The organism is Pedobacter sp. KACC 23697, from assembly GCF_045348445.1.
In the GTDB taxonomy this organism is placed as follows: Bacteria; Bacteroidota; Bacteroidia; order Sphingobacteriales; family Sphingobacteriaceae; genus Pedobacter.
This window is the reverse complement of the sequence record NZ_CP157485.1, coordinates 2,175,611-2,194,915: the sequence shown is the minus strand read 5'-3', so window position 1 is coordinate 2,194,915 and position 19,305 is coordinate 2,175,611. Positions and strand designations below refer to the sequence as shown.

General features: G+C 39.1%; 22 protein-coding genes and 1 tRNA gene. 14 read left to right on the top strand and 9 right to left on the bottom strand.

Features of this window, described 5'->3' with window-relative positions; translation table 11 throughout:
• The first annotated feature begins 33 nt into the window (after nt 1-33).
• From ABEG20_RS08565 to ABEG20_RS08540, 6 genes are all read left to right on the top strand, one after another.
• Nucleotides 34-624, top strand: a complete 591-nt coding sequence (locus ABEG20_RS08565; protein WP_406826956.1) for a DUF6580 family putative transport protein — start codon at nt 34-36, stop codon at nt 622-624.
• A 131-nt stretch (nt 625-755) separates the two neighbouring features.
• A complete protein-coding gene (locus ABEG20_RS08560; RefSeq protein ID WP_406826955.1) occupies nt 756-1,697 on the top strand; it encodes an ABC transporter substrate-binding protein in 942 nt (313 codons plus the stop codon).
• Between the two features lie 5 nt (nt 1,698-1,702).
• Nucleotides 1,703-2,386: a Sir2 family NAD-dependent protein deacetylase gene (locus tag ABEG20_RS08555; protein ID WP_406826954.1), complete on the top strand. Its 684-nt coding sequence runs from the start codon at nt 1,703-1,705 to the stop codon at nt 2,384-2,386.
• Nucleotides 2,379-3,101, top strand: a complete 723-nt coding sequence (locus ABEG20_RS08550; RefSeq protein WP_406826953.1) for a diphthine--ammonia ligase — start codon at nt 2,379-2,381, stop codon at nt 3,099-3,101. Before ABEG20_RS08555 ends, ABEG20_RS08550 begins: the two co-directional genes overlap by 8 nt.
• 131 nt (nt 3,102-3,232) lie before the next feature.
• A complete protein-coding gene (locus ABEG20_RS08545) occupies nt 3,233-3,730 on the top strand; it encodes a YMGG-like glycine zipper-containing protein (protein WP_406826952.1) in 498 nt (165 codons plus the stop codon).
• Between the two features lie 94 nt (nt 3,731-3,824).
• On the top strand, nt 3,825-4,160 hold the full coding sequence (locus ABEG20_RS08540; protein ID WP_406826951.1) for a Dabb family protein: 336 nt from the start codon (nt 3,825-3,827) through the stop codon (nt 4,158-4,160).
• 387 nt (nt 4,161-4,547) lie between these two features.
• Here ABEG20_RS08540 and ABEG20_RS08535 read toward each other — a convergent pair whose 3' ends face one another.
• The 3 genes from ABEG20_RS08535 to ABEG20_RS08525 are packed head-to-tail and all read right to left on the bottom strand — an operon-like array spanning nt 4,548 to nt 7,740.
• Nucleotides 4,548-5,084 carry a hypothetical protein gene (locus ABEG20_RS08535; RefSeq protein ID WP_406826950.1) on the bottom strand — a complete coding sequence of 179 codons (537 nt, stop codon included), beginning with the start codon at nt 5,082-5,084 and terminating at the stop codon, nt 4,548-4,550.
• 30 nt (nt 5,085-5,114) lie between these two features.
• The gene (locus ABEG20_RS08530; RefSeq protein ID WP_406826949.1) at nt 5,115-5,744 is read right to left on the bottom strand and encodes a response regulator; all 630 of its coding nucleotides are present in this window, start codon (nt 5,742-5,744) and stop codon (nt 5,115-5,117) included.
• A complete protein-coding gene (locus ABEG20_RS08525; RefSeq protein WP_406826948.1) occupies nt 5,737-7,740 on the bottom strand; it encodes an ATP-binding protein in 2,004 nt (667 codons plus the stop codon). The genes ABEG20_RS08530 and ABEG20_RS08525 overlap by 8 nt, the downstream gene beginning before the upstream one ends.
• A 221-nt stretch (nt 7,741-7,961) precedes the next feature.
• Between ABEG20_RS08525 and ABEG20_RS08520 the strand changes: the two genes are divergently transcribed.
• The 5 genes from ABEG20_RS08520 to bla all read left to right on the top strand — a co-directional run bounded on the left by ABEG20_RS08520 (nt 7,962) and on the right by bla (nt 12,362).
• Nucleotides 7,962-8,546 (top strand): hypothetical protein, encoded by a 585-nt coding sequence (locus ABEG20_RS08520; RefSeq protein WP_406826947.1) that lies wholly within the window; start codon nt 7,962-7,964, stop codon nt 8,544-8,546.
• A 10-nt stretch (nt 8,547-8,556) separates the two neighbouring features.
• Nucleotides 8,557-9,186 (top strand): carboxypeptidase-like regulatory domain-containing protein, encoded by a 630-nt coding sequence (locus ABEG20_RS08515; RefSeq protein ID WP_406826946.1) that lies wholly within the window; start codon nt 8,557-8,559, stop codon nt 9,184-9,186.
• A 24-nt stretch (nt 9,187-9,210) separates the two neighbouring features.
• The gene (locus tag ABEG20_RS08510; RefSeq protein WP_406826945.1) at nt 9,211-10,002 is read left to right on the top strand and encodes a hypothetical protein; all 792 of its coding nucleotides are present in this window, start codon (nt 9,211-9,213) and stop codon (nt 10,000-10,002) included.
• A gap of 294 nt (nt 10,003-10,296) precedes the next feature.
• Nucleotides 10,297-11,475, top strand: a complete 1,179-nt coding sequence (locus ABEG20_RS08505; RefSeq protein WP_406826944.1) for a serine hydrolase domain-containing protein — start codon at nt 10,297-10,299, stop codon at nt 11,473-11,475.
• 23 nt (nt 11,476-11,498) lie between these two features.
• Entirely contained in the window at nt 11,499-12,362 is an 864-nt protein-coding gene (gene bla / locus ABEG20_RS08500) for a subclass B3 metallo-beta-lactamase (RefSeq protein ID WP_406826943.1), read from the top strand.
• Nucleotides 12,363-12,532: 170 nt separating this feature from the next.
• Here the strand turns inward: bla and ABEG20_RS08495 are convergent.
• The 5 genes from ABEG20_RS08495 to ABEG20_RS08475 form a co-directional block, all read right to left on the bottom strand.
• Nucleotides 12,533-12,617 (bottom strand) — tRNA-Ser (locus ABEG20_RS08495).
• 94 nt (nt 12,618-12,711) lie between these two features.
• Nucleotides 12,712-13,701, bottom strand: coding sequence for a YihY/virulence factor BrkB family protein (locus ABEG20_RS08490; RefSeq protein ID WP_406826942.1), 990 nt, complete (start codon nt 13,699-13,701; stop codon nt 12,712-12,714).
• An 8-nt stretch (nt 13,702-13,709) separates the two neighbouring features.
• Complete coding sequence (locus ABEG20_RS08485; protein WP_406826941.1) at nt 13,710-14,117, bottom strand: acyl-CoA thioesterase; 408 nt, start codon at nt 14,115-14,117, stop codon at nt 13,710-13,712.
• Nucleotides 14,117-15,172 (bottom strand): endolytic transglycosylase MltG, encoded by a 1,056-nt coding sequence (mltG, locus tag ABEG20_RS08480; RefSeq protein ID WP_406826940.1) that lies wholly within the window; start codon nt 15,170-15,172, stop codon nt 14,117-14,119. Before mltG ends, ABEG20_RS08485 begins: the two co-directional genes overlap by 1 nt.
• Before the next feature lie 18 nt (nt 15,173-15,190).
• The gene (locus tag ABEG20_RS08475; RefSeq protein ID WP_406826939.1) at nt 15,191-15,961 is read right to left on the bottom strand and encodes a PASTA domain-containing protein; all 771 of its coding nucleotides are present in this window, start codon (nt 15,959-15,961) and stop codon (nt 15,191-15,193) included.
• Between the two features lie 200 nt (nt 15,962-16,161).
• On the opposite strand from ABEG20_RS08475, the gene ABEG20_RS08470 reads away from it, so the two are divergent.
• From ABEG20_RS08470 to ABEG20_RS08460, 3 genes are all read left to right on the top strand, one after another.
• On the top strand, nt 16,162-17,148 hold the full coding sequence (locus tag ABEG20_RS08470; RefSeq protein ID WP_406826938.1) for a D-alanine--D-alanine ligase: 987 nt from the start codon (nt 16,162-16,164) through the stop codon (nt 17,146-17,148).
• Between the two features lie 61 nt (nt 17,149-17,209).
• Nucleotides 17,210-17,794 (top strand): Crp/Fnr family transcriptional regulator, encoded by a 585-nt coding sequence (locus ABEG20_RS08465; protein ID WP_406826937.1) that lies wholly within the window; start codon nt 17,210-17,212, stop codon nt 17,792-17,794.
• A 113-nt stretch (nt 17,795-17,907) separates the two neighbouring features.
• Nucleotides 17,908-18,300: a DUF983 domain-containing protein gene (locus ABEG20_RS08460; protein WP_406826936.1), complete on the top strand. Its 393-nt coding sequence runs from the start codon at nt 17,908-17,910 to the stop codon at nt 18,298-18,300.
• 196 nt (nt 18,301-18,496) lie between these two features.
• On the opposite strand, the gene ABEG20_RS08455 is transcribed toward ABEG20_RS08460, so the two are convergent.
• A complete protein-coding gene (locus tag ABEG20_RS08455; RefSeq protein ID WP_406826935.1) occupies nt 18,497-19,261 on the bottom strand; it encodes a copper homeostasis protein CutC in 765 nt (254 codons plus the stop codon).
• Nucleotides 19,262-19,305: the final 44 nt, after the last annotated feature.

Genomic DNA, 19,305 nt, shown 5'->3' with positions numbered 1-19,305 from the left:
TAACTTTGCACCTTAAATAATAACCAAAATAAAATGGCTCATTTAAAATTTAATCCCCGCACTTTAATATTGCTGTTGATGATTCTTGCCATAACGGCTTTCCGTTTGCTGGTAACATTCAACTCTGATGAATTACAGTTTGCCAATTTTTCATCAATCGGAGCGGTGGCTTTGTTTGGAGGCGCCTATTTTAAAGATCACCTAAAAGCTTTCGCATTTCCTATACTGAGTTTGTTTTTAAGCGATTTTATTTTGTCAATCACTATTTTTAGTAAATACAGTAACGGTTTTCTTTACGAAGGCTGGTATTGGACATACATTGCATTTGCTTTAATGGTGTTGATAGGAAGAGTACTGCTTAAGGACATAAATGTAGTAAATTTACTGGCTTCAACATTGAGCATTGTGCTAATTCACTGGTTGGTTACCGACTTAGGTGTTTGGATTAACAATCCTGCATATACTCAGGATTTAGCAGGTTACTGGAACTGCCTGGTAAAAGCTATTCCGTTCGAAATTAGATTTTTGGAAGGAACGGTCATTTATGGTGCTTTACTTTTCGGTGCTTTTGAAATTTTAAAAGTAAAATATCCTGTATTAAAACTGCAAACACAAGGGCTGTAAACATATTTATTTTTTGATGTAACACCAGACAAGTGAAAATAACATGGAAATCCTCTTTTGATTCGATTCAAAAGAGGATTTTTTTTATCTTAGATAGCTAATTACATTTTACCTTTTAGATCTTCCATCAAATGAAAGTTGTTTCCTTTTTACCTGCCGCCACCAAAATGATATACGATATGGGGCTTCAGGATTACCTGTATGGCGTTACCTTTGAGTGTCCTAAGGAAGCAGCTGATCAACCGAAAATCGTGCGTTGCATTTTGGAAGGTAAAAACTACTCCAGTATAGAAATCGACCGTATTTTTTCGGCTTCCAAAGCACAGGGTAAAAGCCTGTATTGGGTAGATGATGCTCTTTTAGAAAGCATTGCACCTGATGTGGTTTTCACACAGGACCTATGCGAAGTTTGCAACATCGATACTGTTTGTACCGAAACCGCGGTAATGAAACTGAGTAAGCAGCCAACTTTGGTTCCACTTTCGCCCAATAATTTGCAGGATGTTTTTGAATGTGCAATTACCATTGCCAAAGCTTTGGGAAAAGAAGAAGTAGCTTTTAATTATTTGGCAGGCTTAAAGCAGAAAAGCGATCAGATTTTAGATAAACTACGTCAAAATAAATCAACACTAAAGCGGGTGATGCTGATGGAATGGATCGAGCCGATCTACAATTGTGGACATTGGATTCCTTTTCAGGTTGCTGCTGCTGGTGGTGTTGATATGCTTTCGAACCCTGCGGGCGATTCGATTGTTACCCCATGGGAAAAAATACTAAAATATAATCCGGAGGTATTGGTTATTGCCCCGTGTGGTTTCGATCAAAAAAGAAGCCTGGAAGAAATGGAACTCCTTACCTCAAAACCAGGTTGGAATAATCTGGAGGCGGTAAAAAATAACCAGGTTTACATTGCCGATTTTGACATGTTCACCCAGCCGAGTATTGGTACTTTGGTAGAAGGCATTGAGGCTCTGGCTTGCATGTTCCATCCTGATATCTTTAAGGCTGAAGAAAATATTGCGAGGAAGTTTATCAATCACGCTCGGTTTGTTCAATCACTCCAATCGGTGTAATATTTATGAAGGTAGTTGTATTAACAGGGGCAGGGATTAGTGCCGAAAGTGGGTTAAAAACATTTAGGGATGCCGATGGCTTGTGGGAAGGTTATAATATATATGATGTAGCCACGCCCGAAGCCTGGGAAAGAAATCCCGAATTGGTACAAGCATTTTATAACGAAAGAAGAAAGCAGGTTTTAGCTGCGATACCTAACCGGGCACACCAGTTGCTGGCCGAACTGGAAAAAGATTTTGATGTGGAAATTGTTACCCAGAATATCGATGATCTGCACGAAAGAGCAGGTTCTGCCAAAGTTACCCATCTTCATGGCGTAATTACCAGGTCGCAATCCGATCTTAGACCTCATTTAACCTATCCGATTACGGGTTCAGAAATAAAAATGGGTGAATTGTGCGAGTTGGGTTCACAACTGCGTCCACATGTAGTTTGGTTTGGTGAAGCGGTGCCCATGATCGAGGTTGCGGCCAAAATTTGTACAAAAGCCGATTTATTTGTGCTGATTGGAACTTCGTTAGCCGTTTATCCGGCAGCCGGACTGATCGATTTCGTACCTCGTGAGGTAAATAAATACATTATCGATCCAAAAACTCCGGATGTTAAGCGCTACCAAAATGTGATAACCATTGAAAAAAATGCTGTGAATGGAATGGAGCAACTGAAAAGTATCTTAATGAATGGATAAAAAAAGCTGCATTTTTAACTGGAGTGGTGGTAAAGACAGTACGCTCGCCTTGCATTACGCTCTTCAGGATCCAACACTCGAAATCCGCTATCTGGTTACCACAGTCACCGAGCAATATAACCGTGTTTCGATGCATGGCGTAAGGGAAACTTTGCTGATTAAGCAGGCTGAAAGTATTGGTATCCCATTATATCAGATCCGTTTAGGTGAAATGCCCGATATGGAAACATATGACAATACTATGCGTACCCATCTGAGTAAATTTAAAGCAGAAGGAATCACACATTCTATTTTTGGTGATATTTTTCTGGAAGACCTGCGTAAATACCGTGAAAGTAAGCTTGCTGAAATTGGTTTGAAAGCCATATTTCCACTATGGCATAAAAACACCAGAGATTTGATCAGTGAGTTTATTAAGCTGAACTATAAAACCATCATTGTATGTACACAGGAAAATCTGAAAGACATTTGTGGAAAAATAATCAGCGAAGACTTGATTGATCAGCTTCCATCAGAAATTGATCCCTGTGGAGAAAATGGAGAGTTTCATACCTTTGCATTTGAGGGACCTATTTTTAGGAATAAAATACCATTCACCATCGGAGAGCAGGTATTCCGAACTTACAATGCACCCGCCAAAACCACACCAGATGATGATCTACCTTGTTCATCCACAGTGCTTTCTGGTTTCTGGTATATCGACTTAGAGGAATAATTTTTCATTTTCAAAACATTTTGGCATCATTTTTTCTTTAGTAGTGATAATTAACTAAATCATATATCACAAATGAAACCCGTTTAGTGAGGTTAGGTAGCTAAACCGGAGACATATTAAAATTAAAAATTATGAAAAGGATATTGGTAGTAATCGCATTAAGTTCTGTTATGTTTGCTTGTAATAACAAAGCAAAAGAAGATGCCGCATTGAAACAGCAGGAAGCAGAAAAACAATTAGCCATTAAAGCCGTTAAAGATAGTTTACGTTTAGACAGCTTTAAAAAAGCTGAAGTAGCCAGAGTAGAAAAAGAGAAAGAAGCTAAACACCAGGCAGAATTAGCAGCCGCGAGAAGATCAGGTACAAGTACTAGAAGATCATATGCCAGCTCTGGTGGAAGTTCTAGCAGTGCCTACGGTGGTACACAACCAACAGCTAAGAAAAAAGGTTGGAGTGATGCAGCTAAGGGCGCTGTAATTGGTGGTGCCGCTGGTGCCGTTGGTGGTGCTTTAATTGATAAGAAAAAAGGAAGAGGTGCTATTATTGGTGGATTGGTTGGTGCTGGTGGAGGTTATTTAATCGGTAGAGGCGAAGACAGAAAATCTGGTCGGGTACAGCCTAAAAACTAATTTTTTTTAAAAATATATGAAAGTCCTGGTTTACATCAGGACTTTTTTTATGTCTAATAAAAAATGATTAATATATTTAAAGAAAAAAGAACCCATGACAGAAATCTCTACCACTGATAAAGGACAGATTCAACACTTTGTAATGTTTTGGTTAAAGCCACAATTAACCAAAAATGAAATAGCCGATTTTACTAATTTTTTCGAAAGCTTAAAACCTATTAAATATATTAAAACTTTAAGTTTTGGATTAGCTGCAAACACGCCGGTACGTCCGGTTACGGATAACTCTTTTACTTATTCGCTAACGATTACTTTCGCAAACATCGAAGATCACAATGCATATCAGGAAGATAAAATACATTTAGATGCTGTAGAAAAATTCTCCAAAAACTGGTATAGGGTAGTGGTTCATGATACGGTAATTGCTTAAGGGCAGCTGAGTGTGTATATACGTGAATTTTGGTGCTTCATTTTGACCTAATCAACCTATCTGAACACTAATCATGTGTGTGGCTTAGCGTTATACCAATCCTTTATAGTTATTCATATTTTGTCAGATCAAGATTCTTCAATTTGTTCAGGATAACAAAGGTAACTGCTACGTAAATAAAACATCCAGAACTGAAGTTATTAACCTGAGTTCAGTTAAGGAGCTAGTGTTAGCTGGTTTTGAATTATCAGATTACATATTTGGCGATGGTTTTTAGGGAGAACAAATGCCGCTACAGCTCCTGGTATATTGAGCAGAAAGTGAAATTGATGACTTGAATGTTAAATGGTCTATATTTTTAGATTAATTAGCTTCGAAACTGCCAAATCAATTAATTGAAGAACCGATGAGCCCGATTGTTATCGATAACGATTTAAGCAAGTTATTCCTGTCAAAAATGAGGGTGATAAAGCGATTCCCCTTTTTAAAGTAAAGTTTTATCCCTCCGGGATACTGGCTATCTTCACCAATCTTTTCCTTCCTGATTTTGTACTTGCTAAATTTTAACATAGTTTGTTGAGGAGTGGTCTTATTCATCACCAAATTAAACGGTAAACCTTCTACTACAATCGGTCGATCTTCTGCAATATTGAAAAACATTTCATCTATACTTTTATCCTCCTTAACAATACAGTAGAGTTCCAGCCCGGATTTGGTTAACCAGCTGGCGTAGGTCTCGTCGTTGGCATCCTCGTAAAACACTGTTTTTACACCTAATATTGTCGAAATCTTCTCAGGCGTTTGCGGGAAAATAAACTCCTGATTTTTATTTAAAAGGGTTTTAAGTTCAGCGTTTTGCTGTGCAAAAGAAAATAGTGTTAAAAACTGAAATAGCAATGTTATCCTGTATGCGGTTGTGCTCATTATTTTGTTAATGAATTAATGGTAAGTGGATTACAATAATTGCTGCTGGTGGGCGGCAGCTATGAGTTCGGCCACATTTTTCACTTCGAATTTTTGTATCAGGTTCCTCCGGTGGGTATCTACAGTCAGCGGACTCAAGAACAGTTCCTGAGCAATGTTTTGACTGGTTTTTCCCTGTGCCAGAAGCGATAGAATTTGCTTTTCCCTTCTGGTGAGCTGTGGCGTATTGCGCAGCTGGTTTTTGGTTGGTCGGCTGATAATTTCCACTACTTCTTTGCTATAACAGATATTTCCATTTATTGCCGCTGCGATACATTGCCGAAGCTCCTCGAGTGAACTGTTTTTAAGCAAATAGCCGCTGGCACCGTTCTGTATGGTCTGCATAATAATGCTCCGTTCAGTGTGGTTACTAAGAATAAGTATCGTGGTAGCAGAGAATTGTGCTTTAATGATCTGGCAAAGTTCCATACCACCTATATCTGGTAACGTAACATCCAGCAGGATGAGATCTACAGGGTTGTTAGCTAAATAAGAAAGCAGCTGTGTGCCATTTGAAAAGCCACCAACAACCTCCAGGTTGTCTTCATTTTTAAGAAGTGTATTCAGCCCTTCAATAACAATAGGATGGTCATCTACTATAACCGTACGCAGTTTATTCATCGATACTGGTTTTAAGTTCTATATCTATACTGGTTCCTTCGCCAGGAGCAGAGTGCACTTCAAATTTTCCTTGCAAAAAGGCTATGCGGTTCTTCAGATTATCCAAGCCCATTCCTTTCTTATCAGCAAGTGTGGCCATATCGAAACCACGACCATTATCTTCAAAGGTAATAAAAATGGTATTTTCGTTTTGGCTGCACTGCAATATGAGGTTATCTGCATGGGCATGTTTGATTGCATTGGAGATGAGTTCCTGCACAATCCGGTAGATATTGAGCTGCACATTCATCACAATATTTTTCTGAATACCGAACATTTCAGATGTAATGCGTAAGCCGTCGCGCATATAAAACTCACAAAGATCTTTCAAAGCGGTTTCAAGGCCAAACTTTAATAAAGTTTCAGGTACCATGTTGCGTGCAATGCGGCGCAGTTCCGTAACTGAGGTATCAAGCTGACCGATAATGCGGTGAAGGTCTTTATCGTCAGATATTGAAGGTTGGGTATCTGTCCAGCCCGATAGCCCAATTTTTACGCCTGATAACATGCCACCGAGGCCGTCATGAAGATCCCTTGCCACCCGCTCTCTTTCCAGCTCTTCACCTTCAAGCATGGCTTTGGTGATTTTGAGCTGCTGTTTTCTTTCCATTTCGCTCAGCTGTTGTCTGTAATTGATCTCTTTTTGCTGTGCCAGCTTGCGCCTGCTCCGTGCAGTAAGGAGAACAAAAACTAATAAAAGAAGTAGAAAAAGGCATCCCAAACCGAGTATAAACCTATATAAACGTTCATTGCGGGCATTAAGCTGCACCTGTTTGTTTTCCGATTGCAGTACCTGTATTTTTTGCTGATTCTTTGCATTATTGTATTTAGTTTCCAGTTCGTTGATTTTTACCTTCGTCTGGTCGCTGTTGATGCTGTCATTCGTTTGCCTGTATTTGGCGAGCCAATGATATGCTTCTTTATAGTCATTTAATTTTTCACTTATTTTGGCCAATTCCGAATAAAGCATAGCGCGGTCATTAATTTTAGCAGTCAGCGTACCTTCTTTAATTATATCCAGTAAAATCTGCCTGGCTTTGCTGTAGTTTTTTTGCTGCTGATAAACCTCGTACCGGCGGAAAAAAAACTGCTGGTAAATCTGCTTCTGATTATACCTTTTAGCAAGCGTAATTCCCTTATCTATACTTTCAAGTGATTTATCAAATAATGTTTTTGTGAAATAGTAAAGGGATTCATTATAATAATAAAGCGGATAGTTCAAAGAGGTCGGATATGGCTTCAACAGTCGTTGTGCCTTTTCGAGAAGTATATAGGCTTTGTCGGCCTTGTTGTCATAACAATAGATACTTACGCCTGAAAGATAGGAGAACAACAGGTCGGTAGAACCAGGTGCTTTGGTTTCCAGTAAAGCTATGGCTTTTTCATTATAAGCCGTGGCTTTTGAAAACTGGTAGTTGTTCATCAGAATAGTGGAAAGCTGCGTATAATAGTAAGCAATGCGTGCCGGATCTCCCGTCTTTTCTATAATTGGAATAGCTTTTTCCAGGGTTATTTTCGTCATAAAACCATAGCCCATTTTGTCAACGTTCATTATGGCATAGTTATACCATGATGCAGCCTGCTTGGCATAGGCGATTTTAGTGTTGAATGGAGAAAGTGCTTCAGCAGCTTTTTTAAAAGCGTCAGATGCCTTCTGCTTATTCCAGTTGAAATAATATTGCCCGGTGTAGAAAAATGCCATTGCATTTAAATACTTATCGTTTTTTGCGGCAGCTTTACCTGCCTCCAGGTAGGCTTTACTCTTTAAGGTATCTTTAAATTTCCAATATTCTACCAAAAGAAAATTTGTATTTGCTCTTGTGCTGTCTGTAGTCTTTTTCTGTAGAATGTGCTGCAGGCTATCCAGATAATGCTGCTCATTAAGGGGAACCTGCTGTTGGCCAACAGATTTAAATGAGATCAAAATCACTATCAGGAATAAAAAAAATCTGGTCATGCTTTAAAATTACATTATTTGCGGGGCTGAAGATGAGCTTATCTTACCGGCAAGGCAAATTTATTGCTAAATATCAGACATAATTCTTTACCCACCATCATTTCATTTAGCTGTGATGAAAAATACCTAAAAATCAGTAGAAGAAAAACGGCAAAAATCGGTATTTCTTTTGGCTGGTACTTGCAATAGCTTTGCCCTTATACCATAATGAGCATAAAACTATGAAAACATTACCCTCGAAACCTTATTCAGCCGATGCTAATATGATCCGAAAGCTATTTAGCCATATTTTGTCGGTCCTTTATTTTATCATGATCATCATGTGCCTTTCTGCATGTTCAAAAAATGATGACGGAGGTGGTGAACCCACCGGGGATTATTATTTCCGTGCAAAGATTGGCGGGAAAGCCATCAACTTCCACAGTGTCAATTTTCAGGGTGGTGGTAACGACAACCGGTTCGAGCATATCGTTATTGGTGGGCACGAGTCTTCTTATCCCGCATCAGGTCCGGTGTCGCCTTCGTTTGACTTTGAAATCTGGAAAATTGGCGGCAATATTACGACTGGAACTTATAGTACACCCGGCGAAAATATGATTGCACGTTATGCGATACAAAAGAGCGATGGCACGCTGATTTACAATACTTCTTATGGCGATGATGTATTTACCGTTAAAGTTGAAGCCATCAGCAAAACAGGCATTAAAGGAACCTTTTCCGGAACGGTCAGGAACCTGGCAGGAGAGGCTATTAGCATTACCGATGGCACATTTAATCTTCCTTACGAAACCATTATTAATCCATAATATCAATATCATGAAGCTTAAAAAATATGTCCTTACACTTTTCTATGTGGTATCAGCAACAGCTGTAGTTTCCGCACAGTATAAAGAACCAGAAAAAAAAGATAAAGTGGAGATCTTTCGTCCGGAAATAGCGTTTGACTCGCTGCTGGCAAAAAAAATGCTGGCCAAAGGCACGGGCGCTATCAAAGGTGTAGCCTTTACCAGGCAGAAACATCCGCTTGGGTATGGTGTCCCGTTATCACCGCGTATACTCGCTAATAAAATGAAAGTTGTGCTTTTACCGGTAACGCCTTATTTTGAAGAATGGTACCAGCTTAGAAAAGATAAGGAAAACATCAGGAAGAAACGTTTTGTCTATCTCTCTGATCAGGCTTACCGTTACAGATTAGAAGCGATCACAAACAGCGACGGCGAGTTTACCTTTCCCGACATGAAGCCTGGTAAATACTTTCTGCAGGGTATGTTAGATTATACCTTAAGAGGCACCTATAATGCCTATACAGGTTCAGGTTATAACGACTATGGCGGACGAACCGACTACTATCAGAAAAAAGAGTATTACAAAAATATCCAGGACCGCATCGAGACCTTTGTAGAGGTAAAGGAGAACGGAGAGATCGTGAAAGTTAAGTTGCACTAAATTCACAAACCATAAATCTACCATATGAAAACAGCTAAAATAATTATGGGCATAACAATTGTACTTTTGTTATGTTCAGGGATTGAAGTACACGCCCAGCTAGGCGGACTGTTTGAAAAGGCCAAAGAGAAGGCGGAAAAAGCCCTTGAAAAAAAGATTGACAAAAATACCGCATCTAAAAAATCTAAAGCGGCGATTAATTCAGGAAACGGCAATGTTGTAATAGGTAATTCGCTGGTTTTTGTGGAAGATTTTTCGGCTTTTGAAACTGGCGCAACAGCTACCAGTTTCAAAACAAACGGAGTGGCTAATGTTGTGACCATAAAAGGCCAAAATGGTAAATGGATGGAATTAAGGGATAAGGCTATTTACAAATTTTCCCGCCAGCTCAGCTACCCTAAGCAATTTACTTTGTCCTTTGATATCATTGCCATAGCAGACCAGGTCAAAGACATTTCACCAATGTCGTTTGGTTTTGCAAGCGATAACAGCGTTCGCCAGCACGAAAGCAATATCGGCACTTATGTTCAACTGCATTATTACGATACCGATCAGGTAAATATAGGAAGTAATAAGCCTGAAAAGTTTGTGGGCACCACTTTTGACCTGGCGCCATGGCTCGATCGTCCGCTCCATGTTGTGCTCTCCGTAAATGGAGAACAGATGGCCGTTTACCTCAACAATGTTAAACTTGCTGATACCGTTTTGTTCAGTCCTACAGCGGCTAAAAACTTTTATATTTCGGCTCCCTGGGAATATGCTAATGATGCAAAGGTACTGGTGAGTAACTTTCAGGTCTCGGGTTTTAAGAAATAAGATGTTGTTATGCAGGTAAAGCGTAAAATAGGCCAGTAATTGATCACTCATTTTTAGAAAGAGCATATCTTATAACTTGATATTCCTTTATTGCTACCTGTAGATAACATTTTATTGATGTAACAAAATTGAACCATAAACATCAAATGTAAACTAATAAGCGCTTTTTTAGAAAATCTGTTATCGCATGAATAAAGCAATGCGAACGCAATGATGAGGAGGACTAAAGTGAGAAATGTGGGGTAGAATAAACCATTTTTAAAATCTTTAATTTCAAATTTTACGACATTTTTTATGAATTATTATAAACGGATACTTCTATCCTGCGTAGGAACATTAGTCCTCACCACCAGCGTATTTGCACAAAGTAAAGCCAAAACGACGGATATTGATAGCATAATCAGAAAAAGAATGGCAGAAAGCGGGATTGTGGGACTCGGTGCAGCCATTATTATTGATAAAAAAGTAGTTTGGAAAAAAGGCTATGGATTTTCTGACCAGGAAAACGGAACCGCTTTTACCACATCGACATTAATGAATATTGCATCGGTTTCCAAAACGGTAACCGGTGCTTGCCTCATGAGAGCAGTAGAACAGGGTAAACTCTCGCTTGATGAGGATATCAATAACTACCTTCCTTTTAAAATTCACAATCCTTATTTTCCGGATGCCAAGATAACCCTGCGGAACTTAGCTACGCACACCTCAGGACTTACTGACAGATACCCCTTTTATACTGATAGCCTTTACTTCTACGGGAAAGATTCTCCGCATGTATTGGGCGATTTTCTACAGCAATATTTTATGCCGGGTGGGCAGTATTATTCTAAAGAAAACTTTCTGGATCACAAACCTGGAACATTCCGTGAGTACTCTAATATTGGGACAGCGCTAGCTGGTTACATCGTTGAAATCAGAACTGGTCAAAAATTGAACGAATACAGTAAAAAATACCTGTTTGGTCCCTTAAAAATGGATGATACCGGATGGTTCTTGTCAGAAATAAACCTGAAAAAACATGCCAGGCTTTACGAGAAACAGGATAATAACATTAAGGAAATTCCATTATACGGCTGCACTACCTATCCAGACGGGGGCGTACGCAGCTCGGTAGACGACCTTAGCCATTTCTTTATCTGCCTGTTAAATGATGGAAAATATCAAAACAGGCAGGTGCTTAAACCAGAAACCGTTAAAGAAATGCTTAGGTTTCAATTTGATGAAGCCCATACACCTGAGAATGTGAAACCTAAAGCGTTAAATTCTGGTATTTTCTGGTCGACCAAAATGGGTGGTACCAGGATCGGACATAACGGATCTGACCCGGGCGTTAGGGTTTTTATGCTTTCTGACCTGAATAAAAAAATTGCTGTTATCTTTTTTAGCAATACTTCGTTAAGTGAAAAAGAAGAAAAAAAATTCTTCGAAATCTACGAAGATCTTTATCGGTATGGTGTTGAACTCAAAAACTAAGCTGTAAAACTGCTTAATGATATATGAAAAAAATCCTGATACTCATACTCATAGCGCTTTGCTATCGCTCCATGCAGGCGCAGGTGGTACATGAACCATCATCCAAAAATCACCCGGAATGGTCAACGCCTTTTCCACCATTTCGGATTGTGGGAAACCTATATTATGTGGGCACAGCCGATCTGGCTTGTTATCTGCTCGTTACGCCGAAAGGAAATATCCTCATCAATACCGGACTGGCATCATCTGAAAGGCTTATTGGGGAGAGTATTAAAAAACTGGGCTTTAAACTTTCAGACCTTAAGATATTATTGACTACACAAGCGCATTTTGATCACCTGGGTGCCATGGCGGCCATAAAGAAAGTTACAGGGGCCAAGTTTATGGTCGATTATGCAGATGCTCAGGTAGCAGCAGATGGTGGCCTTTCTGATTACGATCTGGACGGCAAAGTTGCTGTTTTCGAACCCATAAAAGTTGACCGCATCTTACACAACAACGATATCATCAGGCTGGGAGGAATGGAATTGATCATGCTTCACCATCCCGGGCATACTAAAGGTTCATGTAGTTTTCTGCTTACCGTTAACGATCAAAAAAGGAAATATAGAGTGTTGATCGCCAATTTGCCCACCATTGTAACAGACAAAAAATTTGCAGACGTTTCTTCCTATCCTCAAATCGCAAAAGATTATGCCTATACCTTGCGGAATATGAAAAACCTAAAGTTCGATCTCTGGGTAGCTTCACACGGCTCGCAGTTTGACCTCCTTAAAAAACACCAACCCGGAGATCTTTATAATCCGGGTGCTTTTACGGATGTTAAAAGCTTTTATGACTATTTGGATGAACTGCAGGTAGTGTATGAGAAAAAAAATGAGAAGTAATGATATTCAACTTTTTCTGAATATAAATTAATAAAACCGCTCCTTAAAAAAGGTAGTTTTTCCGATTGCCTGAATGCCACAAAATATGATTGCTTGCATCTCCCTAAAGATTCAAATTTTATAGATACAAAAAAAAGGAAGAATTAAGCTAATCCTTCCTTTTTTTGATGCGGAGAGCGAGGGATTCGAACCCCCGGACCTGTTACAGTCAACAGTTTTCAAGACTGCCGCATTCGACCACTCTGCCAGCTCTCCGCTGCAAAAGTACAAACTCAGCGTAACTCTGCAAACTTGGAAAGCTTTTTTTTTATATAAACTTGATAATTACTTAACACAGAGGGAGAAAAAATTATTTCTTCTGTATATTTTCTTCAATCGGCTCCGATTTTTTGAACAAATTAAAGGTAGGGCGGATAATTTTAACACTCCGTTTACTGACATCAACGCTTGCATTGAGTTCAAAACCGATCAATAAAATCAGTGAATTGAGGTAAAGCCAGATCATTACCACAATTAATGTTCCGATAGATCCATACACCTTATTGTAAGAAGCGAAATGGTTAATGTAAAAGGAAAATCCCCAGATGGTAAGGAAGGCCAGAATAGTAGCCAGCCAGGAACCTGCACTAAACAAGCGCCATTTTTTAGTGTGGGAGGGACCGTAGCGGTATAAAATGGAAATGGTGATGAAATACAGAATCGCCAATAATGCCCAACGTGTAAATTTGATGGTATAAACCAAAAAACTATCTTTTAAATGTAGCTCATCGTTAATTTTGTTCAGCAGAACTTCACCCAGGGCCATTGCGCTAATGCAGATAATGATCGAAAAGCAGATAATTACAGTGAGTACAAGCGCAATTAAACGTTGCTTAATCCAGCCCCTGGTTTCGATAATCAGGGAGGATTTATTAAAAGCCTTCATCAGGTTTTTAACCCCATTCGTAGCAAAAAACAGTGCCGATAAGAAACCGAAGGATAACAATCCCCTGTTCTGGTTTTTGATGATATCTTTCAGCGTTAATTCAAAAGCATCAAAAGCGTTGTGCGGTAATACCAGCTGGATTAAATTTAAAAGCTGGTCCTGGAAACCTTTAATCGGGATAAATGGAATTAAAGTAAATAAGAAGATAATCCCCGGGAAAATGGCCAGCATGAAACTGTAGGCCAATGAAGATGATTTGTTTACCAAGGCATCTTTTCCGATTTCCCGAAAGAAAAACGTTGCGACCGTATATAATGGTAACGGGCTAAATCCGGGCAAAATGCATCCTTTAGTCCATTCTATAAATCTAGAATAGAGCTTAAGATGTAATAACTGCCTGTGTAGCCATTCCATTATATTGTTTAATTAAAAAACACCGATAATTTTTCCATAAAATTTTCGGGGGGATTTGTCGGTTTATTTTTCTTCATATCAACAAATACCAGCGTGGTTGAACCAAGGTTAATGAGCTCCTCTTTTTCATTATACAGCTCATACTCAAAAAAAATCCTGACGCCTGGTAAGGTTTTGATGATGGTTTTTACCGTAATTTCCTGATCGTATAGGGCAGGTTTAATGTACTTGCACTTTAGTTCTAAAACCGGCATCATGATGCCTTCAGCCTCCATGGAGCTATAGCTCATGCCCAAACTGCGCAACATTTCTACGCGGCCTACTTCGTAGTACTGTGCATAATTGCCATAATACATATAACCCATCTGGTCGGTTTCGCCATAACGAACCCTGATTTTTGTGCTGTGGCTAAACATTATTTAAATATATTTCTTTTGTTTAAGGCCTCACGGTATTTTCTGGCATTAATTTCATGTTCGGCCTTCGTTTCGGCGAAGTTATGGTAACCCGAAAAATCTTCTTTGGCACACATGTAAATGTAATTGTTGTTATCGCGGTTGAGCACAGCATCGATGGCATTAATACTCGGCATCATAATCGGCCCGGGAGGCAAACCTGCATATTTATAGGTGTTATAAAGTGATTGTACCTGTAATAATTTTCCGGTTACCCTTTTTACTGTAAAATCGTTATTGGCAAAAATCACTGTCGGATCGGCCTGAAGCAATATGCCTTTATTTAAGCGGTTTAAATACAAACCTGCAATAATGGGCATTTCTTTGTCGTAAAGTGCCTCTGCATCCACTATAGAAGCCAAAGTGTAGACTTGTGCCGGGGTCAGGTTTAAACTTTCCGCTTTTTGCTTGCGGTCGGCTGTCCAGAATTTATCGTATTCCTTATGCATGCGCTCAAAGAAATCAACCGGCGAAATATTCCAGTACATTTCATAAGTATTCGGGATGAACATGGCATACACATTATCCTGGTTAAAACCATATTTGCTGATCAGTGCGGTAGAATCCAATACTTTAATAAAGCTTAGCGAATCGGCTTCCAGATTGCTGGCCAGATAGGCGGCAAAATTTTCTTTCTTGCGGATGTTATGGAATTTCAATTTAACCGGGTCCTGGTTTCCGGCTTTGATCAGGTTAATCAACGTACGGTTGGTCATTCCTTTTTTCAAACGGTAACGGCCCGGCTTGACACTTGCTGCCAAATTCATTTTTCCGGCAGCAGCCGTAAACGACGAAATGCTTTTTAGCAGATCTTTCTTTTTAATTTCTGCAACCAGATCATCGTAACTGCTTCCGGTTTTAATGTATAAATATTTTTGATTTTCGGTAACGTTAGGGGCAAAGTAAAGCCTGTAAATATTCAATGCAAAGTAACCGGCAATTAAGACAACAATTAGCACAATCACTATTGCCGCTTTTTTGCCTGTACTCATGTTCTTTTTTTCTACTTCAGTCATCTGTAATATGATACTTGTTTATGGTTGTTTGTTAGATAGTGTAATGTTGATTCTGGTACCTATAGGTACTTTGGCCACCGAATCAAGCAGCATAGGGTCTTGTTTAACGATAACAGCAGCAGCACTATCGGTAATCGGTCCATCGTACATGATATTACCTAAAGTGAGGTTTGATCCTCTCAGGCTAAATTTAGCTTCATCCATGGTTAAGCCCATTAACTGTGGGATATCTACCTCTTCGTTCCCACGTCCATCGCCCAATACCAGGTTGATCCTTGAACCAACGGGTACCACCTGCCCAGCTGCAATCGGTTGACCACCAAAGGAGGCTTCCAACACCACATCTCGACTTACATCAGGCTTGTAGGTGGTGTCACCAAGTTTTAATCTCGAACTCTCTATAATGGCCTGTGCTTCTCTTAAGGTTTTAAACGCTATATCCGGGAATTTTGTATTCGGTGTTTTGCCTGCATTAATGGTTAAATAAATGGTACGGTTATCTTTTACAAAGGTATTGGGGTCAGGATCCTGATCAATTACAATTCCAGCAGGTTGATCCATAATAAAAACAGAATCTACTTCATATTTTAATCCTGCATCTTCCAGTTTCTTAACGGCCTGCTCAAAAGATAAACCTTTTACCAAAGGTACATTCAGGCCTTGTCCGTGTTTGGTGTAATATCTTAAACTAAAAAAAGCAACTAATAGAAGCACTACAACGGTTACTATAGCGGCTAATATGTTGTTTCTAAACGATTTGGTTTTTAAATACTCTATAAATTTAGACATGAATCTTAATTTGGGTTATGCGTACAAGCTCAAATGTAACTATTTTAATGTTGGATTGAATTATCGAATCTGTTTCCGCATTCAATCATGCGCTAATTTCTTCTGTAAATTCTCTCCTTCAATAATACTAAAGCACAAAGATATTTATATTTTTGAGGATATATTTATATTCAATTTCTATTTATAAAAGGATTTTTAACATGAAGAAAACGATAGCATTGTTAACAGGCGGTACCACTGGCGAATGGGTTGTTTCTGTAAAAAGCGCAGCTACTATTGCTCAGAATATCGACCCCAATTTATACGATGTGTATAAAATTATGCTGAACGAAAAGGGCTGGTTTTATGAACCTGCTGATTCTGTTAAAATTGAAATTGATAAAAATGATTTTTCCTTAACACTTGAAGGAAGAAAAATTAAGTTTGATGGTGTTTTTATTGCCATACATGGTTCCCCTGGCGAGGATGGAAAGTTACAGGGCTATTTCGACATGTTGGGTATTCCATATACCACCTGCGATGCGCTCACGTCATCCATTACCATGAATAAAGGTTATACCAAAGCCGTTGTAGCGGGTATTGATCACTTACATACTGCAAAATCCGTTCAAATATTTAAAGATGGGAACTATAATTTAAATCAGATTAAGCAGGATTTACGGTTGCCTTATTTTGTTAAACCCAACAGTGGGGGGAGCAGCATTGGCATGAGCAAGGTAAAACACGCGGACGATCTGGAAGAAGCCATTGAAAAAGCATTTAAAGAGGATACACAGATTTTAATCGAAGAGTTTGTGAGTGGCAGGGAATTCTCAGTAGGTATTTTTTGCTCAGAAGGTAAAATTATTGTTTTACCAGCAACAGAAGTGATTCCGCAAAATGAGTTTTTCGATTTCGAAGCCAAATATACGCCCGGCGCAACAGAAGAAATTACCCCCGGAAGAATGAGTGCCGAAGAGGTAAGCCGTGTGCAGCAGGTGGTCAAAGATGTATATCAGAAACTGAACTGTAGGGGAGTGGTACGCATTGATTACTTCCTGGAAGAGGGAACCGGTAAATTTTATTTTATAGAAATCAATACCATTCCCGGACAAACCATAACAAGTTTTATTCCACAGCAGGTAGCTGCAATGGGCATTACCCTGAAAGAGTTTTATACCCGTTTAATGAAAGAAACGCTGGGGTAGTACTTTTGAGTTTTGTCATTCTGAATGCAATGAAGAATCTTTATACTGATTTACCTGAACAATGATGAACATCCAAAAACTGATTAATAAAGGTTTAAAACTCAAAGACTATCCAAAAGATTCGGTGATCTACGAGCCTGGGATGAAGCCCCGGTTCGTATATTTCATCAAATCAGGGGAGGTGCGCATGGTTACCGTGAGCGACGAGGGAAAGGAATTTATTCAAAGCGTTTTTAAAACTGGTCAATATTTTGGTGAACCTGCCTTGTTGATTGATCGGCCTTATTTAGCCTTCACAATTGCCAATAAAGATTCGCAGCTTATTGCGGTAAATAAAGAAGATTTTTTCGGGCTGATTGAAAATGAGCCCAATTTTAGCATAGAGCTGATCCGTACTTTAAGTAACCGATTGTTTTATAAATCGATGATGCTCGAGGAACTCGCCAGCGAAAAGGCTGATCATCGTTTACTAACCATTATTAATTATCTGCTGAGTGATATTAATGTAGGCGAAAATTTAAAAGTAACAAGGCAGGAATTAGCCGACATGACCGGTTTGAGGGTAGAAACAGTAATCAGAGGAACGAAAATACTAGCCGGGAAAGGCCTGATTAAAACCATTAAAGGAAAAATTGTTAAGGTTTAGCTTCTATTGTCATTCACCAACGACTAGTTAAACCAAATAATCCTTAAACATGACCCAGATCATAAATTAGAGTCTAATTTAGGCTTACCTTTGTACTTTCAAATTAGAAGATTATGGCTGAGTTATCGAAATTCCAAGCTTTTATACAGTGTAAATGCCCACGTTGTCGCAAAGGAGATATTTTTACAGGGAGCGCTTATTCTTTCAGGTTACAAAAAACTAATGTAAACTGTCCGCACTGCAACTTAAAATTTGAGCGCGAGCCAGGATTTTTCTATGTAGCCATGTTTGTGAGTTATGCCATGAACGTTGCCGAAATTATTAGCATTGGTGTGGCATCGTATGTTTTGGGATTGCCACTGGTATATGAAAATCTGTGGTACTACGTGGGGCTAATTTTAGCCGGTGTTTTATTGTTATCGCCAATTAATTACCGCTATTCGAGAGTTATCTTACTTCATTACCTTACACCAGGCCTACACTATGTACCTGGAAGTGGAGATTAGTATAAAAAACTAACTTAAAATTGTAATAGATACGTAAGAATAATCGTCATTGTGAGGAGGAACGACGAAGCAATCTTTCATACTAAAGATTCACGCTATAAAGATTGCTTCGTAAGCTGAAAAGGCCTTCTCGCCATGACTATTTTTTTAAAAAATTATGTCTTTTTTAAAATTTACGATCGCTATTAAGCAGATGCTATTTTAAATTAAATGCCTCATTTATACAATTAACCAATGCGCTCACTTTAGTTTCTGAGGTGAGTTCATACCGGTATTCGTCCTCCATACTGCCCATTTTGGTTTCGGTATTTCTGAATTCCATTTTACTGGGCACAAATTCTTTGGCAGAGGCGTGGAATTGTGTAGCACCCGTTTGATCAATGAGGTTTTTTATGTTGTTTTCATTGATCCCTGCACCAGGCATGATGGTAATGCGGCCATTGGCCTTTTTTACCAGCTGTGCTAATTTTTCTGCCCCCGGAATTGCAGCAGAAGCACCTCCTGAAGTAAGCACTCTTTTTATATGGAGTGAGATTAAATCTTCCAGTGCCTGATCCATATCGTTACTCATATCAAATGCCCTGTGGAAAGCCACCTCCATAGGTTTAGCCAGTTCAATAAGCTCAGTACACCGCTCTCTGTCGATTGTGCCATCGGCCTTCAGTATTCCAATCACTACGCCTTCACACTTCAATGATTTACAGATTTTTATATCTTCTTTCATTATTTCGAATTCCATTTCAGAATATAGAAAATCGCCACCCCGCGGACGGATGATCGGCCAGATTTCGATGGATAGATTTTTTTTCGCAAGTGCCAGCTGACCATAACTTGGTGTGGTGCCACCTTCTGCCAGGTTATCACAAAATTCCACTCTTTTCGCCCCGCCATTTTGAGCGGCCAAGGCAGAGGCATAAGAATTTGCACAAACTTCTAAGCAAGGAATTGCTCCTTCATTCATGATATTTAGATTTATATTCTACAAAGCATTTTTATTTTCTTATC

What these genes read in the sequence shown, in the direction of transcription:
- ABEG20_RS08525 (WP_406826948.1), bottom strand. Translation starts at nt 7,740, where the DNA reads ATGACCAGATTTTTTTTATTCCTGATAGTGATTTTGATCTCATTTAAA.
- ABEG20_RS08555 (WP_406826954.1), top strand. Translation starts at nt 1,703, where the DNA reads ATGAAGGTAGTTGTATTAACAGGGGCAGGGATTAGTGCCGAAAGTGGG.
- ABEG20_RS08470 (WP_406826938.1), top strand. Translation starts at nt 16,162, where the DNA reads ATGAAGAAAACGATAGCATTGTTAACAGGCGGTACCACTGGCGAATGG.
- ABEG20_RS08565 (WP_406826956.1), top strand. Translation starts at nt 34, where the DNA reads ATGGCTCATTTAAAATTTAATCCCCGCACTTTAATATTGCTGTTGATG.
- ABEG20_RS08550 (WP_406826953.1), top strand. Translation starts at nt 2,379, where the DNA reads ATGGATAAAAAAAGCTGCATTTTTAACTGGAGTGGTGGTAAAGACAGT.
- ABEG20_RS08460 (WP_406826936.1), top strand. Translation starts at nt 17,908, where the DNA reads ATGGCTGAGTTATCGAAATTCCAAGCTTTTATACAGTGTAAATGCCCA.
- ABEG20_RS08490 (WP_406826942.1), bottom strand. Translation starts at nt 13,701, where the DNA reads ATGGAATGGCTACACAGGCAGTTATTACATCTTAAGCTCTATTCTAGA.
- ABEG20_RS08535 (WP_406826950.1), bottom strand. Translation starts at nt 5,084, where the DNA reads ATGAGCACAACCGCATACAGGATAACATTGCTATTTCAGTTTTTAACA.
- ABEG20_RS08540 (WP_406826951.1), top strand. Translation starts at nt 3,825, where the DNA reads ATGACAGAAATCTCTACCACTGATAAAGGACAGATTCAACACTTTGTA.
- bla (WP_406826943.1), top strand. Translation starts at nt 11,499, where the DNA reads ATGAAAAAAATCCTGATACTCATACTCATAGCGCTTTGCTATCGCTCC.
- ABEG20_RS08465 (WP_406826937.1), top strand. Translation starts at nt 17,210, where the DNA reads ATGATGAACATCCAAAAACTGATTAATAAAGGTTTAAAACTCAAAGAC.
- ABEG20_RS08475 (WP_406826939.1), bottom strand. Translation starts at nt 15,961, where the DNA reads ATGTCTAAATTTATAGAGTATTTAAAAACCAAATCGTTTAGAAACAAC.
- ABEG20_RS08530 (WP_406826949.1), bottom strand. Translation starts at nt 5,744, where the DNA reads ATGAATAAACTGCGTACGGTTATAGTAGATGACCATCCTATTGTTATT.
- ABEG20_RS08505 (WP_406826944.1), top strand. Translation starts at nt 10,297, where the DNA reads ATGAATTATTATAAACGGATACTTCTATCCTGCGTAGGAACATTAGTC.
- ABEG20_RS08485 (WP_406826941.1), bottom strand. Translation starts at nt 14,117, where the DNA reads ATGTTTAGCCACAGCACAAAAATCAGGGTTCGTTATGGCGAAACCGAC.
- ABEG20_RS08510 (WP_406826945.1), top strand. Translation starts at nt 9,211, where the DNA reads ATGAAAACAGCTAAAATAATTATGGGCATAACAATTGTACTTTTGTTA.
- ABEG20_RS08545 (WP_406826952.1), top strand. Translation starts at nt 3,233, where the DNA reads ATGAAAAGGATATTGGTAGTAATCGCATTAAGTTCTGTTATGTTTGCT.
- mltG (WP_406826940.1), bottom strand. Translation starts at nt 15,172, where the DNA reads ATGACTGAAGTAGAAAAAAAGAACATGAGTACAGGCAAAAAAGCGGCA.
- ABEG20_RS08520 (WP_406826947.1), top strand. Translation starts at nt 7,962, where the DNA reads ATGAAAACATTACCCTCGAAACCTTATTCAGCCGATGCTAATATGATC.
- ABEG20_RS08515 (WP_406826946.1), top strand. Translation starts at nt 8,557, where the DNA reads ATGAAGCTTAAAAAATATGTCCTTACACTTTTCTATGTGGTATCAGCA.
- ABEG20_RS08560 (WP_406826955.1), top strand. Translation starts at nt 756, where the DNA reads ATGAAAGTTGTTTCCTTTTTACCTGCCGCCACCAAAATGATATACGAT.
- ABEG20_RS08455 (WP_406826935.1), bottom strand. Translation starts at nt 19,261, where the DNA reads ATGAATGAAGGAGCAATTCCTTGCTTAGAAGTTTGTGCAAATTCTTAT.